The following is a 15,781-nucleotide window of genomic DNA, read 5'->3' as shown; positions in this document are numbered from 1 at the left end:
TGAAACTCAGTATGTTGTTTAAGAACTGAACAACATGGGGCTACCATGTCTTCTCATCGAATTAAGCAACAAAGCCTCGTGTTACTTTTCTGCTACTGACAAGCGCAAGTATCACCACGATGACAGCACCAGCGATAGCCACGTGAATTATTGAGATTTGTTCCATTTACCCAGCCTATTGATTGCTTGTTATTTTGATATAAATACAACATAGCGCATATTCAACAACAGATTTCTAGGCCAGATCACAGACCTCGAACTCACCAAGTGGCCACCAACCCTTTAACATATTATTTTTAAAGGCTTCGTGGCCACTTTACTGTATTTACGTCCCCGCCACCTGACATAAACGCTACGTAAATAACATTACAAATCAACCAGATAGCCCCAAGACCCACTCTATGGGAATCCGTGAGATTCTATTTCCTGTCCTATTTTGGGCTCTGACTACATAATCCTTCCTGACTGAGCAGTTCGCTCACATATTGAAACATTTGATAAGGACTAAACCATGGAAAACAGAATCCCAGCTTCCATCCAAAAAGATATTAAGATTCTGACTAACCTACTGGTTGGTAACGAAAACTCTCTGGTTAACGAGCAAGATGAAACTGTAGAACTGGTCGCATACGGAGACTCTGAATTTGGCGGCCTGATCATGGCCTTTAACAACTCTGAGTCGCTGATCTGTACTAACGGAGAGTATGACCACGAACGTTTCTTAAGACTGACCGATCACTTCAGAACAGAATCTGAACATCTAGTAGGTAATACCCACATACTGACAACTAAAGTAACCTTCGAGGGTGTAGAACCTGCGGAATTTGAAGCCGTGTACGACTTTGACAATAACAAAGGACTGCCTCTGCAGATGTACCAAGCTTATGAGTACCTTCGCTCCAACCTTTCGCTTCCGTTGGACATTATGCTGGAAATATTTGGTGCGATTACCAGTGCAATCACATTCCACCAAGAGGAGTTATTTCATACCGGACTAGCCGGAACGATGGGCGACCACTTTGATGTCGAAAGAGCTATTGCCCACGATGTAAGACTTCAACACCAAAGCGACTAACACTTAAGTCTGTTTATTCAGACCGCACGAAAAATAAACACATATTAATTAAGCAACTAGCCGTGAAATATCGGTGACGGCCTCTTGCACCCTGAAATCACCGCTTAAGTTATTAAGCGGCCAATACAACACGGAGATTTATTATGAACAATTCAGTACAAGCTATTATTCCGAAGCCACTGACAGCCTATGTTGAGGCATATTTAGGTCTTATCACCGACCCGTTCTACTCGAATGAAGACCTGGGCATTAACCCAAATAAAAACCGAATATCTATCGGGGCAGAAAATATTGGTCCAGGTGCCTTTAGTATTTGTCACAATTCAGATGTTTTCACGAATGATCAGGAAGAAAACGCTCGTCGCATAAATCATTTCATCGACAGTGAGTTTCTCATCTATTTCGAAGTTCCAGAAGAACTCGACGCGCACTCAGAGTTTGCAGGCATCCACTTTGAAGATAAAGAGTTCTGGTCATCTTATGATTATCAAATGCCTGGATATCCGCAGTTCCTATACGACTTTCTCTCACATTTGATTGAAAGCAAGTCCTATTCCGTCGAAGGCACGCTTGCCATCTTTGGAAGCCTATTACATCAAATCACCGTGCCTTACTGGGGTGAGTTCATGGATGAAGAAGAGCTCCAACAAACCGAGGTTTCTCGTCTCCTTGGACTGCATTTTGACATTGTAACCGCTGTACGACATGACCTCGACTACAGTCAGCAACACCACTCAAAGATTACACAACCAGCTGAAGCTTAATGAATTAGCACTCAGTGGGAATGGGTGAGACACACTCTGATAGGACGAAATCACAATTCCATTTACATTCTACGGGTGGCCCCAGAGAGGCCCCCATTCAACAAATTTTTATGTTTAGAAGGATTCAATATGAACACTAATATCCAAACTAATGCTGTCACAACTGTCGTATCTGGTGCCCTTTCTCCGGAAGCATCATTAAACGATACACAAAAGAAACTCCAGACACTTAAAGATCGTGCCGCCGCTAATACCGTGCCAAGCCAAACCGTACTTGAACAAGCAAGAGTGGGCGAAAGCGCAACTCCCTTCATGGCTTTTTCCGTTGAGCATGAAGATGTGAATATTCACTGGATTGATACGCCAGAGAAGAAAGGCTACATCCTGTGTAACGGTAATGGTTGCCCGCTATGTCGTGCTGGCAACAAAGCATACAACCGCCTACTGCTACCTGTATTTAACTTCAGCTCTCGTCAAGTTGAGATTCTGGCAATCACCGATGCTACCCATCCCAAAGCAGCTCTGCCGCAAATCCTGCCAGTTTTTGATGCTGTAGAGCCAATGATGATACTCATGAGTCGTCACCGTAACAGCTATACCGTGGATTTAAAACCGATACCTGAGAACATCGATCTGGGCCAGTCAGAGATCGAAGTTTTTAATAATGCCTACGCTAACGGGGAGTTTAAACTGAGCGACGTGTTCCAGAAGTGTTCTAGCGAAGAGCTGGCAGCAATACCGAGTATCCAAGTGATGCTTCAATGTTATGGCTACACGGCGGCTTAACAATGAACTCGTCTCTGAATCAAATCAGCAGCGCTATGGCGCTTGCTGGTTTCAGAAAAGAAAATAATGGTCTCTATGTCCTGTCACTTCTTAAGAAGCACCCTCACCTGCTGATTAACTGGGCGGTAGGTGTGGGTAAATCTACCAATATGGATCAAGTGATAGAATATGGCATAGAATCAGGTCAGTATGATTTGATCATCGTGCTGGCCCCCACTCGCGCTATCATCAATGAGCGCGACTATATCCAGTTCCCGCCTGAAAATATCAAAATCACTAATCTCCGCCCGCGTCCTAAAGAGCTGTGCGGTAAGCAGCGCAATGCTGACTGGGCGGACTATGAACAGCGTGGCCTTTCTATACTTGGTAAACGCACTATTTGCGCCTTATGTCCTAATCAAGAGAAATGCCACTGGAAAGATCAATTTGGTGATGTTTTGCGCGGCACCCAAGTGCTCTTCGCTACCCAAGCCCATTTGACAAATGACTTGAATTTTATTGCTCGAATGAAAGCTAAGTGTGAAGCTCAGAATGTACTGGTTATTTTTGATGAAGCGACGGTATCGCTAACACCATATAGCCGCACTATCACGCAAGAAGAAATAGCGAACCTAATCTTCTGTTTGTGCGAATCAGACATCTCTCAGAAGCGCAAGGCCGCCAGCGTGTTTGCCTTGCAAAGCCTACTCAATGCAGCAACAGATGACCTGAGAGAGCCTGACGTATGGTCTATGCCCTCGATCTATCCGACGGAAATCCGAGAGCTGGTTACTATTGGGGAGCGCCACTGGCCGGGAGAATTCCGCAACATTCACTTTGACCTGCAAGCACTGATGAATTCGCCTTTAGATTCACGCGAGAAAACCGAGTTCGGTGATATACGCTTTTCTGCAACACCACTTGCGGCGGACTGCGATGTTCTACTCTACAGCGGCACGACTCATGAAACATTGCTGAACCATAAGCTGGGGCTTAATTTTCACAATTTCTATCAGGACACAGCCTTTAAAGGCGATGGTACTCAGTGGCTGAATATTGCCTCTTCTCTGGGTACATCTGGTCATTTCCTGAAGAACTCCCCACAGATATTGGACTTTTTTCTTGAGTTAACTCTCAAGCGCATCCGGGAAGGTAAACGAGTGCTGCTGATCTCAAAGAAAAAGCATAAGCAATATTGCATTGATACGCTGAATGAGATGCTAACCGTCCGTAGTATAGATGATGTTCAAATCGTCGATGGCGAAGAATACGATTCCAATGGCACCATCACTCAGATACCAGTCATCCACTACGGTGTAATTGGCATTAACCAGTTCGAGCAATTCGACTGTGCTTACTGTCTGAATAGCTACTACGTTACCAAAACCATATTAGCGAATGCCCTACAAGACATGCGAGCCAGTGATGAGCAGCTGGAAATGGAAATCAAAGTACTGCCGAACCCTCGCCGCCGTCATGCCCGCATTGCTGACAATAAGTACCGATATACCGATGTAGCTCAACTGACTGACCCGATGTTGCAGACCCTAGAAATGGGCACCGTGATACAGGCTGTAGGCCGAGTGCGTCCTTTCACATCGCCATGTGAGGTTATTACTTTCCAGAACAATCCGCACCCTAACTATCAGTACGATGCTGAGTTCAACAATCTGGCAGAAATACGCGAGCACTTCGGCATTGATAGTCAGCGCGCACGAACAACTGGTACTAAAAAGCAAGAAATACAGCAACTTAAACAACAAAGCTTAACACAAAAGCAAGTTGCTGAGCAGTTGGGTATAGGCGTTCGCACCGTCCGTCGCTACTGGAGTGGCCAAAAGTCCTAATAAAACCATTTTTATAGGGTTGCTGGCCACCCGGAGGCCCTACGTTTCCAAGAGAGAATATTGATTATGAATTTATTGCCCGCACTAGCAAAACGATTTAACGAAGCCGAATTCGAGCCAAAGAAAAGTGCTATTATATTGCCAATGCTGCCACCACTAGATTCAGCGGCGGTGACGTACATTGGAACCCAAGAAGACTTGGAAGATCTGATACATCTAGCTCATCAGTTGCCATTGACCGGCGTGTCACTAGACTTTGAGTTTAAGTTCAGCCGCCTCGCAATCCCACTTCGAGGTAACAAGCAAAAACAGGATATCCGAAGTATTCAACCCCTATTGATGGCTGTTACTTTGATGACCAACACAGGCAATCAGTTGCATCTTCACAATTATGTTATTGATTTAACTAAACTCAAAGATACGAAACGACTTCAGCCATTACTTGATCTACCCACGACCTATATCGCCCACCATGCCAAAGCCGAGTTACATTGTCTCTGGCAACTGGGTCTGACTGAGCCTCGCACTATCTGGGACACCTGTATCGCCGAGAGAGCACGATATCTGGGCCTGCATGTGTTTGACAATGATCAGGTATTTGATTCAGAGAACGCAGAGATTTGCGCCAGAGCAGAGCACGCTGAAAACAATCGGATCCGTTATGCATTGAATACCGTGGCGAGCCGCTATGATATTCACCACCGATTCAATTTGGTGAAATCAGACTTGCAGCACTCCTTTATTGACTATGACAGTGGAGAATTTACCAGCGAGCAGATCCACTATGCAGCTGAAGACGCTATTGTTGCAGCAAAGCTTTACCTTTCTCAGATGCAGCAGTTAACCCTCCAGGGAAGTTACCACCACCTTATCACGGTGGAGATGCCCTGGACCATCACCAATGCAGCCATGGAGTGGCATGGGGTGAGTGTTGATCGGGAAAAATGCAACGCTGTGCTCAATGCCAGTACGCCTAAGCTGGAAGCGCTCAGAAGTCAGCTGGCACAAATGGGGTTAGACAATCCCAATAGTCACCAACAAAAAGAAACGTTTTTCCGTCAACTCAACTTACTCGATCATTTTAACAAGGGCGGCAAATACAGCTTCAAGTTACAACTATTGAAAGATCTGGCCCATATCCACCCTGCTATCGGCCTACTGGCTGAATTTAGCAAGGTTCAAGCCATTGAGAGAGATATACTGCTTCGGCCTACTATTATCGGTTCCGATAGTCGCGTGCACCCAGAGCACAAACAGCTGGAAGTCGTAACCGGGAGACAATCTTGTGCCAGCCCGAACCTGCTCGGACTACCTGGCGCAATGCGCCCACTCATCATCCCGAAGACAGGAAATGGAATCGGTGAAGCGGACTATTCCCAGATTGAAGTCGGCATCACAGCTGCGGTCTACAGCGATAAGAATCTGATTGCTAAGTTCAACGCGGGGGATATCTACACAGTCATGGCTCAGGAGTTCTATGCCAACGACCTGGATGACGAAGATCGGCAATGCGATTCCGACACTTTCAAGCATAAGCACAAAGACAAGCGGGATATCATGAAAACATGTGTACTCGGTATTCTGTACGGCCTATCCCCCTTCGGACTGGGTAGCCGTCTTGAGATATCAGAACTCGAAGCCAAACAGTTGATGAATCGGTTCCTAGCTATGTTTCCTACCCTGAAACACATGATGGAAACCGCGCCACAACAAGCAGCATATCGGGGTTGTGTGAGCACCAGTACCGGATTACATCGCCACCGTTCTAATAGCGGTGCACTAAGCCGCCACGAGACAAACTGGATGGTGAATATGCCTGTTCAAGGAACAGCTGCCGCTCTGTTTAAGATCGCGGGGAATCGACTCTACCAACTTTACAAGCCCTATGGTGCTAAGCTGATCTTGGCTATGCATGATGCCTTTATCTTCGAAGCCCCATTAGACAAGATGCCAGAGGTTGGACGATTGACAATCGACGTGATGATTCAGACTGTGGTTGAATTCTTCCCTGAACTCAAGCCACGCATCGACCTGAATGACTCTGCCACTCATTGCTGGACTAAAGATGGGGATGCAGGCAGTGTTGAACGTTGGATTGCAGAGCGTTAACAGTATATGGAGGGGTTAGCAATGCTACCCCCACAATCAGCCTTTAGCATCTGATTACGACTATTCAGAACCCGCGTAATATTTTAGTAATTCACCTGGCTTTTTGATCTTGCTGAGCCAACGATTTACCGATTTTGATTTATCACCCTGACCATCTGACAAATTAAATTTATCGATGATTTCATACACTAACTGTGTTTGCGCATACTCTTTTTCATCGTTGGTCATGTGGTAGAGCCAGCCTTTTAAGAACACCAGCTTAACTGTTTCCTGAGACAGGTAGACTTTTTCCATGTCTTGTTTGTCTGTCGTGCTCTCTGCCTTCTTTTTACGCCCAGCCTTACCAAGCTGGTTAGCTAAGAAAAGATCGGGACACTTTACCTGTCTTTTCTTCTTCGTTGATCTTTCCTGCACTTGCTCTTCTTCAGCTTTCTCTATCAAAGAGTAAATCAGAGGGAGCAAGCGCTTAGCTTGATTTAAGGTCCATAACGATTCATGCTCTTTCAGGAAGTGAGTCAAGTTGAGCGCCAGTACTGCAAAAACATGGTGCCCTCGGATTTTCGTATCTGACGTAAGATCTTTTGTCACCTCCGATACGGTCCCTTTATCAACACAGTACTGCGTCAATTGAAACCAACTTTCTTTGCTTCTCTCTAAAGCAAGCTCATATGGCGGCACAAATGGCTTTGTCGGTTCATCTTCGTCAATAAGCGCCATTATTTCTGAAAACTCAATACTGGATACCATATCTGATACCAAGGTATCGATGCTTCGCAACGCTTTGCCTATCAGCTCATACAGCCGCTCATCTTGCTGGCTATGCTCAACAAGTCTCGGAAGAACATTCATCACGATCGAGAAGTTTCTCTCACTCACATTCAGCAAAAATTTGCAATGCTCAGTACAGTGGCGAAGATAAAGCTTCATCAAGGATCCATAAAACAGATCTAACTGAGACCAGCCGTACGCTTCTGTTCCAGGTAAGTGTGTTCTTTTATGTTTTGGATGGAATACGTCCAGATCATCTCCGTACAACTTTTTCATAGTAATAATATCTGGATCGCTGCTACTGATTATGTAACCCATTGCCCCTCTCTTTTCCCAGCCAAATCAAAGGCGCATAGTACAGCAATTGGGAATGACCACCAATCCTATTACATGACTTTAAAAGACTCTTAACCACGTGGTATCTCCAACTCCGTGGCGATTGCTGCTGGCGTGTATGGCGGCTCAAACTTAGTCAAGATGTATAACCAAGGCGATCTATACACAGCCATGGCGCAAGAGTTCTTTTGTGATGAGTTAGAATCAGAATGCCGCAGCTGCGATTCGTCGGCCTTCAAAGAAAAATATTCTGAGAAACGATCCATCATGAAGCAATGCACACTTGGCCTAATTTACGGTATCACCAGCATTGGAATAGCGAAAAAACTCAATATCAGTGTCAACAAGGCCTCGGAACTGATGAATAAGTTTCTATCGATGTTTCCCGAACTACAAAAAGCCATTGAGAGAATGCCCCAGTATGGCGCTCTGCGAGGCCATGTAAGCACTGCAACGGGATTGCACCGATACCGCCAATTGGACGCTAAGCGCGGCCATACTGAGAAAAACTGGATGGTGAACATGCCAGTGCAAGGTACAGCTGCGGCACTGTTCAAAGCAGCCGGAAATCGACTTCATCAATTGTATAAAGGTTACGACGCCAAATTGATCGTTGCGATGCACGATGCCTTTGTTTTCGAAGCACCGAAAAAACACCTAAGCGCAGTCAGCGAGTTAACTGCACAGATCATGACCCAAGTAGTGCAGGAGATGTACCCTCAGTTGAAGATAAGAGCCGATATCAACATAAGCCAACCAGATTGTTGGACCAAAGATGGTGATCCGAACACACTTGATGTGTGGCTAGCTAAATGACCAGAACTGGACGCAAGGCCTAATGGATTTAGTATTAAGGTTTTGTGTCCACTTTTTCTGTTTCTCAAATAGTGATTAGTGGGCAAATCGATACTTAGTTGATTGGATAGCTCTCTTAGTGGTACCAATTCCCTAGCACACTTATGCCCCCTTTTCTTGTTATCACTGAAGCTAATTAATTTCTCTTGGATGAAAGTTCCCCTTACCCAAAGTTTTCCGAGGGCGCGTCGAAGTAAGCAATTTAAAAATTATGCGTCATTTTGTAATCTAAGATCCAACAACTCTCGTTAACCTATTGATTATCAAATGAACTATGATTGGAAAGGCTGCATGATAGGAGTATGAAAAGCTGCTAAAAGAGTTAAAAGCATTCTATAGTGGAGAAATAATGTTCGAGTTTCAGAGAAATAAAGCAGAATATTTGTATCACCATACAAAAAGTTATACCGCGATTAACTTTATCCTCAAGAATAACGTTTATTTTAAAATGCAATCAAGTGTGTATACTATATGCCGTTCAATGGGGCTAAAAATAAAGGAACTATATGTTTAATAATAAATTACTTTTAGTAGGGTTGTCGTTAGCTGCGTTGGGTGGCTGTACATCTGTTCAATACAATGGTTCGCCAGCGAACTCGGTCACTAAAGTTGACTATCCATCTGTTGGTGAAGTTAAAACAGCTTATGTCGGAGACCATTTGGTTAGCAAAGGCACAATGGCTGAAATGAGCGTATTACGCGTATCAAGCATGATTAAAAGTTTGGCGTATGACATACCTCAGGGTGACTACAATCAACTCGGATACGATAACAAGCAACAGTTTTTCTCTCCTGTTGGCGTTATTAAAGCGGCATTAGCGGACCCTATACAGGGCATTGCCGTAGAAAATAATCAACAAAATGAAGTTTGTTTTGTAACCATCTTTGGTGCGAAGTCTTGTGTAGATGATGCTTATGGTAAGTTTACTATCACTAAGAAAATGTCCCAGTTCCAAGACAGTTTCCAACAGACTTTGATATACAGCGGTAAGGTAGGAAATAAAATCAATATTAGTTACCGTGAGTTTTCCAATGACATGGCAAGACCAGCTTTTAATAATGAAGCAGAGTATGACCTAAGTGAGTCGAATCAAATTGGTTATAAGGGCGCTGTGATTGATGTTTTGGAAGCCGACAATACCAAAATTACATATCGGCTTATCAGAAACTTTCCAAACTAAATATTAGCCCACGAAGAGGTATAGTTTTTGGGAATGGTTGTACAGACTCAGATATATCTTCAATTTGATCTGCTCCAGTCAGAGTGGACACTGAACTTAAGTGAATTTTCCATACTTGAAGTTATTCGTGTTTTGCTACTTTAAGTAGAAACTCTAAGTAACTTCTGTCCAAAAATAATTTGGAGACACTCAGAACTCAAAAATCAAGTGTAATCACTGCGTGAACGAAAGTGGACGACATTCCTTAATGAGTCATTTACTAAGGAAACACGTCCACTTTTGTGAGCCTCATTGCCCCTTAACAAAAAAAAGCAGAGGGTTCTCCCCTGCTCTTCTGGCGCTCAGTCAATCATCTATAACCTCGTCGGCGACAATACCGATCAAAAACCCAGCAACTCCACCAGCTAAAGCACCGTAGGCCCCATAGTACCTAGCTCCGAGAGCTGCACCTATTTTCGCTGCACGAATACCTGTGTTCTTTTTGGATTGGGATGACGATTGTGAAAAGGTTCTGCTTTGCATGTTTGCCTCTTTTATATATGAAAAAGGACCATGCTCAGTAAAGAACATGGTCCTCTAATTTTTTGTAACACTGCTTAGTGAGAGTGACCACACACCTGACAGCTACCATCATCATAAGCACGCTCACCGCATGCCGGACAGGTTGTTACTAGGGTTGTGATTGATTTAATCGTCATATAAAGACTCCTTATTGTTTATTGGATGAAGTAATGGGGTGTTGCGAAGCTCATTGATACCTCGGCCTAGAGAGTCCAATTCGAAACCGATGTACCTTGAGCCAAGCTCCGCAACGAAACTTATTGTGCTTTACCTTTAGGGGTATCTAGACCGCATTTCGCCACATCCATGACTTTGCCATTCATGGTTCCACAGGCATCGGCATACCACTCAATACGTGGGCCAGACTGAGAGTAAACTTGTTTACCTGCTTTCCCATTCCAGGATTTTTCTATCTTCGAAATGTCAGCCGGATTACCGCCGAGCGTACCGCCAGCGAATGATGATGTGGTAGCGAATAGACACGTTAGACCTAGCAGGATGATTGATTTTTTCATTGTGTTGTTTCCTTGAATACGTCATGACGCCATCGGTAAAGGCACCGAAAGCGAGAATGGTTAATAGTTTAAAGAGGGTGATCGACAGGTAGTGTCGAGACGAGTGAATCAATTTCACTCAAGTTATATATGCCTTGTCAGACATACGCTGTGGCGACCAATAAAAGCTATAGCAATATCAGTAACCTTATGAAGTTTAGCTAGAAATAATCGGATTCTCTCAAAGCACGACATGCCCTGACGAGTGGTCTATCTAAAATGCGTAGCATGAAAGAACACGACACCCTAGCGAAAAGACTTGGTATTATTTTGACCCGTTTGAATACGGGAGAACGGCTATATCTGGAAGAATTGAGGCGAGAGTTCGGTGTGAGTGAAAGAACCCTGCAGAGGGATTTCAATGAGCGATTAAATTACCTCCCTATTCAACGCGAAGGTGCATGTTATTTTCTTGATCCAAAAGTCTTGGGTAAGCAGACTAACCACGAAATATCAACATTACTTGCCAACATGGGACTCGACACCCTGTTTTCAGGCAAGCACTACCTGAGTAACGGAGTGCTTAACAACAAACCGACGACGCCGTTTCTATTCAAGAACCCACGGATTGAAGACATCAGCGAAAACGCTTCTATGTTCCAGAAACTTATCGAATCGGTTCAACTACGGCACGTAATCAGCTTTGTCTGCGATGGACAGGCCTATGATCAGTTCCACCCATACCGGTTGGTGAACGATAGAGGACTCTGGTATCTCGCCGGAGCACACAGAAACCGCCTAGATTTACTCAGAGTTGCCAGAATTTCCGAGTTAGTCCGATATGAGGACAAATACTCTCCCGATACTAACGTCGAGCAGAGCATCACTGGTTGGCGATCAGATGTTGAGTTAATAACTCCTGTTGACGTGGTTATACAGATTCGGGGACGAATTGCCGATGCCTTCTTCAATGAAAGCACCGACCATGATTTTCGAATGTTGAAAGTACTGGATTCCGGAGACGTATTAGCCTGTAACCAAACCAATAACATTCCACACTTGCTTCGTCAGCTAAAGGCGTGGCTTCCTGATGCAGAGGTATTGTCACCCGACTGGTTGCGGTACCAGTTGAAGCAAGAACTTCAGATCTACCTGAACACCGTCATGTAAAAGCCACAGTTCCTAGTCAATCACCGTCTAAATCTTGGTGTTGGCTGACATCTCCGTCGTAGACACCCCGCTACATAATCAAGCCGCGAGTTACCCAACTCCTCGGCCCTAGCCTTGAACATTCCAGTATGAGCCATTTTCTTGTCTTTCCATGCTCCGCATACAAAGCCCTTGACTTGATGGAATCGTAGACTGATACCGAATAAGGGAAAACTTAAAACGTTGCTATTTTTTAGTACATCCTAATAAACTAATAAATAACCCGCTAGGGGCCGAATTGTTAATAATATATAGCTATTGAAATTACAGATTCAATCACCTCTGGCTATCGTTAGAGTGCATCACGTTTAACGAAAATTGTCCGTTTGGCGATCCATTACCCTTCCTCATTGCCAGTAATAGTAATGGGGCCGGAATAGCCGATTACTAATCCGTCCCCCATCAACCGGCCAGTTCACCTTATAACAATGTGATTTAGGCTCCGTGGCCGCTTTGACCTTCCACAAACACAACGCACCTGTTTTCAGCCCTTGCTTTTACATGTAGCCATGAGTCGAACGCTAACTTTCTCGGGAATTTTCCCTGACAGTTCCAACTACTGATTTGACACAAGGTCATTCAGATCTCCTCCTTTGGCTTTGAAGTTCAAGGATTTTCTAATCCCTTGGCTCGGTGACCAGTAATGAAAAGGCAAAAGCCATCGCACCTTGTTTTCACTGGCATGATGGCTTGTCCAATGTACAGACCAGAGCAACGTGAAAATTTCTCCTGTTCATTTCTTGTCCCGGTCTGGTCGTTCCTTCAGTCCACAGTTAGCTTAACGTCATCGTAAGCTTCCATTGCTACATAGCTGATAAAGTTAGCCTGGTAAGTTTTAAAGAAGTCCTGCACATCTGGCCTGCTTAGTGGTACTTCGCCCATGAACCGGATGAAAGCGACATCGTGAGTCACATCGAAATCAATTTCTTTCTCAAGTTCAGAGTAAAGGCCAGCATAGGAAAAGTCAGTCAGGTAAGCCAGATGCCAGCAGTTATCTTTTTTCTCAAAACGTAGCTCTACTGGGTGAAATCCTCCATCTTCGGGTGTATATAAACTATCACGGTAATTAAGCGTAATTGCGGTAACGTCATTGTTGATTTGATGTTTACTGACTTCTTCATTAATTAGTTGTTTAAAAGCATCAGACACAGGTAGCCCTAGCTTTTCGCCATAGGTCAGTTTCATAATAATTTCTCTTTGATTTTTCGAGGATTGCGCTCTTGATTAGTGCGCAGTATGAAAGGGGTTTATGCGGTAGTTTCGGTGGAGGTGTCAGCGTCAACTAATGCGAGCAGTTGATCACGACGTTCATCAAAATTTGTCGACAGAACGTGAAGAAACAGACTATTCGGCGCAGCCTTTATTAGTCCAATCGTATCAGATCTCAGTGCACTAGCTGTAAACGAGGGATTATTAGCACTTCCGCCGATTATTGCTGGTTTTAACACTGTACTTTTAAATGATTTATCTTTGTACTCCTTAAGAATATTTATCAATTTTCTTATTGAAATGAGTTCTTTGGTAAATAAGCCCCCACTATCATTGCCCGTTAGCTTTAGATGCAGTTCTTCATCTTCTATTGTTTTGACCAAGTCGAAATAAATGTAACTCTCGCTCTTTGGACTAAGCTTTTTAGCTTTCCCTGATAGCAAAGTGGCAGTATTCTCACACTCTATTGCTTCCTGATTACCTTGGTCTTGTGTCTCTTGTACTTTCTCCGGTTCCATTCCTGTCTGTAAGTTTTCTTCCATAACTTCTACCTCGCTATCGGCTTTATTTTTATTACTGGCGGTTTTGCGGGACATAGATATTTATCCTTATTGTTTGGCTTGAGTTATAGCGACTCTGCGTGCGGTAACAAAACCTGTACAGGGTGAGACGTATTTGATGTCGGACTAACTAAATAAACGCCGCCCCCTGCTGATGTGATGATGGCAAGGGCAATGATAAAATCCGTGTCAGTACTGTTAATAAGGTAAACCGTTTCGGGGTAGTTTTGTACAAAACGAATAAGATGCTGAACACTCTCTGGTTGCTGATTAATGGATTCATCCGTATCTGACTCTTCGATTAATATCAGGCTAGTGCTAACCTCTTGCCAGAATTCAGCAGTAATTACATCATCAAATTCGAATGGTTCAGTCATGTGGTGTCGTAAAGCTGCTATCGTCTCTTTCGATAATGGTAGAGAGTCAAGCTCATTGAATTGTGTGATTATTTTCATTTTCAAAACTCCATATATAAGAAAGCCCGAACTCATTCGTTGAGTTCGGGCTTGATATGTTGATTTAATATCGAAGCGATTAGGCTTCGTCGATTAATTGGATTAGAACTTGCGAAGATTGACGAAGAGACTCATTCCCAGCTCTCGCATAACGCATTGTGCTACTAATGGACTTATGGCCGAGAAGTTGCTTTAGCACACCAACATCAACGCCTGCAGATATAAGTGATGATGCATAAGAGTGACGTGCTGTATGAAAAACGATCTGATCGGGTTCTTTAAGCATCAATTCTTTTTTGATCTTGTTGAACAAATGTCGAGGTTGGCTGATGTGTGACTTTTCTTTTTGCCCTGGAAATACATATGGGTTCCCCTTCTTCTTGAGCCTTAGCAAAAAACGAAACTCTTGAATCGCCTGGGGTGTAAGCTGGATCTGGTGTTGAAACCCATTCTTTGAGTCTTCCCTTGGTATACGCATCACACCATTTTCAAGGTCAATATTTGGCCAACGAGCAGCCCTGAGACTGCGTTCTCTGCATCCCAGCATGAAAAGCAGAATAATAAACCGGCTACGAATAGGACAATAATCCGGTTTTCTTAGCTCTTCGAAAATCCGTTTTATCTCCTGAGGCGATAGCCATCGCTCCCTAGCTCCTGTTTCTGGAAACAACTTAACACGAGCCGCAACGTTGGGAATGGAGTACTCTTCTTCTATCATGCGGCCCATTAGCTTGAGCAAACATAACACACGGTTAATTGTTGAACGACTTAGCTTCTTACCACGTAAATGAACCTTATCCATCAATCCTGCAACCATGGACTGTATGTGTGAAACTTTAAGCTGGTCATAACTGATATCCCAAATATCAACACAGTGGTTAAATCTTGCTATATCATGACGCCAGCTTTTCTTGCGTGACTTAGAAATTTTAATGAAGTGATTGTTGAAGTATTCAGATACAGTAGGTATGTCTGGTTTGACGGTTGAGTTTTTTGGATCTATTCCTTCAGCAACCATTAGCTTAATACGTTGCGCTTGCTTCCTTGCATCCGCCAAGGAAACTTCTGGAAACGTACCAAGAGATAAAGAGCCTTTTTTACCATTCAAAGTATATCGAACCAACCACTTCTTTCGCCCATTTTTACCAACCAGAACCTTGAAGCCCGATAATTCGGAACAGGAATACTCTGCTTCAGTGGACCGAGAATTAGGATCATTGGAAGGTAAGCTAGTGATCTTAGCCGTAGTGAATTTAAAACGTTTCTCCATATTAAGTGAACCTCTTTACTGGCTTACTCAATAAGAATATATGTCTAATTTTTGTACTAATCCGGAAGAAAGTCGGACACGAAGCCTAATGTAATACAGACAAGTCAGGCTTCACATCTATTCCAGGTTACTGACAAAGAAAGTTCAACTGTTTTACTCTCTCAACGTATCGTACCAAAAACTACCTTCAGGTGTTTTCCGGTCATTCCCTACTTTAATAACGGTAATTCCTGAATGGTCTTTCAACCCGAGATTCCGCAGCCAATTTAGGAATAAACTGCTTCATACAGAACACCAAGAAGCTTAAGCAGCCGAGTCTGATG

General features: G+C 43.8%; 15 protein-coding genes. 8 read left to right on the top strand and 7 right to left on the bottom strand.

All coding sequences use genetic code 11. The features are described from left to right. Positions 1 to 511 precede the first annotated feature (511 nt). From R7Z77_RS22730 to R7Z77_RS22710, 5 genes are all read left to right on the top strand, one after another. A complete protein-coding gene (locus R7Z77_RS22730; protein ID WP_169643913.1) occupies positions 512 to 1,075 on the top strand; it encodes a hypothetical protein in 564 nt (187 codons plus the stop codon). A gap of 143 nt (positions 1,076 to 1,218) precedes the next feature. Then, positions 1,219 to 1,839, top strand: a complete 621-nt coding sequence (locus tag R7Z77_RS22725; RefSeq protein ID WP_169643911.1) for a hypothetical protein — start codon at positions 1,219 to 1,221, stop codon at positions 1,837 to 1,839. Positions 1,840 to 1,968: 129 nt separating this feature from the next. Further along, positions 1,969 to 2,625 (top strand): hypothetical protein, encoded by a 657-nt coding sequence (locus R7Z77_RS22720; RefSeq protein WP_169643909.1) that lies wholly within the window; start codon positions 1,969 to 1,971, stop codon positions 2,623 to 2,625. Between the two features lie 2 nt (positions 2,626 to 2,627). Continuing rightward, on the top strand, positions 2,628 to 4,451 hold the full coding sequence (locus R7Z77_RS22715) for a helix-turn-helix transcriptional regulator (protein ID WP_169643915.1): 1,824 nt from the start codon (positions 2,628 to 2,630) through the stop codon (positions 4,449 to 4,451). Between the two features lie 66 nt (positions 4,452 to 4,517). Then, positions 4,518 to 6,560: a DNA polymerase gene (locus R7Z77_RS22710; RefSeq protein WP_213965039.1), complete on the top strand. Its 2,043-nt coding sequence runs from the start codon at positions 4,518 to 4,520 to the stop codon at positions 6,558 to 6,560. Between the two features lie 60 nt (positions 6,561 to 6,620). On the opposite strand, the gene R7Z77_RS22705 is transcribed toward R7Z77_RS22710, so the two are convergent. Next, positions 6,621 to 7,646 carry a hypothetical protein gene (locus R7Z77_RS22705; RefSeq protein ID WP_169643906.1) on the bottom strand — a complete coding sequence of 342 codons (1,026 nt, stop codon included), beginning with the start codon at positions 7,644 to 7,646 and terminating at the stop codon, positions 6,621 to 6,623. A 114-nt stretch (positions 7,647 to 7,760) separates the two neighbouring features. On the opposite strand from R7Z77_RS22705, the gene R7Z77_RS22700 reads away from it, so the two are divergent. After that, the gene (locus R7Z77_RS22700) at positions 7,761 to 8,480 is read left to right on the top strand and encodes a DNA polymerase (protein ID WP_225492308.1); all 720 of its coding nucleotides are present in this window, start codon (positions 7,761 to 7,763) and stop codon (positions 8,478 to 8,480) included. A 545-nt stretch (positions 8,481 to 9,025) separates the two neighbouring features. After that, the gene (locus tag R7Z77_RS22695; protein ID WP_025607861.1) at positions 9,026 to 9,700 is read left to right on the top strand and encodes a hypothetical protein; all 675 of its coding nucleotides are present in this window, start codon (positions 9,026 to 9,028) and stop codon (positions 9,698 to 9,700) included. Positions 9,701 to 10,045: 345 nt separating this feature from the next. Here R7Z77_RS22695 and R7Z77_RS22690 read toward each other — a convergent pair whose 3' ends face one another. Both R7Z77_RS22690 and R7Z77_RS22685 read right to left on the bottom strand, forming a co-directional pair. Next, positions 10,046 to 10,222, bottom strand: a complete 177-nt coding sequence (locus tag R7Z77_RS22690; RefSeq protein WP_019280745.1) for a hypothetical protein — start codon at positions 10,220 to 10,222, stop codon at positions 10,046 to 10,048. 296 nt (positions 10,223 to 10,518) lie between these two features. Further along, a complete protein-coding gene (locus R7Z77_RS22685) occupies positions 10,519 to 10,776 on the bottom strand; it encodes a hypothetical protein (RefSeq protein ID WP_169644533.1) in 258 nt (85 codons plus the stop codon). A 267-nt stretch (positions 10,777 to 11,043) separates the two neighbouring features. Between R7Z77_RS22685 and R7Z77_RS22680 the strand changes: the two genes are divergently transcribed. Continuing rightward, positions 11,044 to 11,925, top strand: a complete 882-nt coding sequence (locus tag R7Z77_RS22680) for a helix-turn-helix transcriptional regulator (RefSeq protein WP_169644535.1) — start codon at positions 11,044 to 11,046, stop codon at positions 11,923 to 11,925. An 801-nt stretch (positions 11,926 to 12,726) separates the two neighbouring features. Here the strand turns inward: R7Z77_RS22680 and R7Z77_RS22675 are convergent. From R7Z77_RS22675 to R7Z77_RS22660, 4 genes are all read right to left on the bottom strand, one after another. Beyond that, positions 12,727 to 13,149, bottom strand: a complete 423-nt coding sequence (locus tag R7Z77_RS22675) for a DUF2787 family protein (protein WP_169644537.1) — start codon at positions 13,147 to 13,149, stop codon at positions 12,727 to 12,729. A 62-nt stretch (positions 13,150 to 13,211) separates the two neighbouring features. Next, complete coding sequence (locus R7Z77_RS22670; RefSeq protein WP_169644539.1) at positions 13,212 to 13,769, bottom strand: hypothetical protein; 558 nt, start codon at positions 13,767 to 13,769, stop codon at positions 13,212 to 13,214. Positions 13,770 to 13,798: 29 nt separating this feature from the next. After that, positions 13,799 to 14,188: a hypothetical protein gene (locus R7Z77_RS22665; protein ID WP_169644541.1), complete on the bottom strand. Its 390-nt coding sequence runs from the start codon at positions 14,186 to 14,188 to the stop codon at positions 13,799 to 13,801. Positions 14,189 to 14,267: 79 nt separating this feature from the next. Beyond that, the gene (locus R7Z77_RS22660) at positions 14,268 to 15,458 is read right to left on the bottom strand and encodes a site-specific integrase (RefSeq protein WP_169644543.1); all 1,191 of its coding nucleotides are present in this window, start codon (positions 15,456 to 15,458) and stop codon (positions 14,268 to 14,270) included. Between the last annotated feature and the right edge of the window lie 323 nt (positions 15,459 to 15,781).

Source organism: Vibrio sp. 1401 (genome assembly GCF_033340295.1).
The sequence above is the reverse complement of the archived record's forward strand: the minus strand, read 5'-3'. Positions and strand labels throughout refer to the sequence as shown.

What these genes read in the sequence shown, in the direction of transcription:
- R7Z77_RS22730 (WP_169643913.1), top strand. Translation starts at nt 512, where the DNA reads ATGGAAAACAGAATCCCAGCTTCCATCCAAAAAGATATTAAGATTCTG.
- R7Z77_RS22725 (WP_169643911.1), top strand. Translation starts at nt 1,219, where the DNA reads ATGAACAATTCAGTACAAGCTATTATTCCGAAGCCACTGACAGCCTAT.
- R7Z77_RS22720 (WP_169643909.1), top strand. Translation starts at nt 1,969, where the DNA reads ATGAACACTAATATCCAAACTAATGCTGTCACAACTGTCGTATCTGGT.
- R7Z77_RS22715 (WP_169643915.1), top strand. Translation starts at nt 2,628, where the DNA reads ATGAACTCGTCTCTGAATCAAATCAGCAGCGCTATGGCGCTTGCTGGT.
- R7Z77_RS22710 (WP_213965039.1), top strand. Translation starts at nt 4,518, where the DNA reads ATGAATTTATTGCCCGCACTAGCAAAACGATTTAACGAAGCCGAATTC.
- R7Z77_RS22705 (WP_169643906.1), bottom strand. Translation starts at nt 7,646, where the DNA reads ATGGGTTACATAATCAGTAGCAGCGATCCAGATATTATTACTATGAAA.
- R7Z77_RS22695 (WP_025607861.1), top strand. Translation starts at nt 9,026, where the DNA reads ATGTTTAATAATAAATTACTTTTAGTAGGGTTGTCGTTAGCTGCGTTG.
- R7Z77_RS22690 (WP_019280745.1), bottom strand. Translation starts at nt 10,222, where the DNA reads ATGCAAAGCAGAACCTTTTCACAATCGTCATCCCAATCCAAAAAGAAC.
- R7Z77_RS22685 (WP_169644533.1), bottom strand. Translation starts at nt 10,776, where the DNA reads ATGAAAAAATCAATCATCCTGCTAGGTCTAACGTGTCTATTCGCTACC.
- R7Z77_RS22680 (WP_169644535.1), top strand. Translation starts at nt 11,044, where the DNA reads ATGAAAGAACACGACACCCTAGCGAAAAGACTTGGTATTATTTTGACC.
- R7Z77_RS22675 (WP_169644537.1), bottom strand. Translation starts at nt 13,149, where the DNA reads ATGAAACTGACCTATGGCGAAAAGCTAGGGCTACCTGTGTCTGATGCT.
- R7Z77_RS22670 (WP_169644539.1), bottom strand. Translation starts at nt 13,769, where the DNA reads ATGTCCCGCAAAACCGCCAGTAATAAAAATAAAGCCGATAGCGAGGTA.
- R7Z77_RS22665 (WP_169644541.1), bottom strand. Translation starts at nt 14,188, where the DNA reads ATGAAAATAATCACACAATTCAATGAGCTTGACTCTCTACCATTATCG.
- R7Z77_RS22660 (WP_169644543.1), bottom strand. Translation starts at nt 15,458, where the DNA reads ATGGAGAAACGTTTTAAATTCACTACGGCTAAGATCACTAGCTTACCT.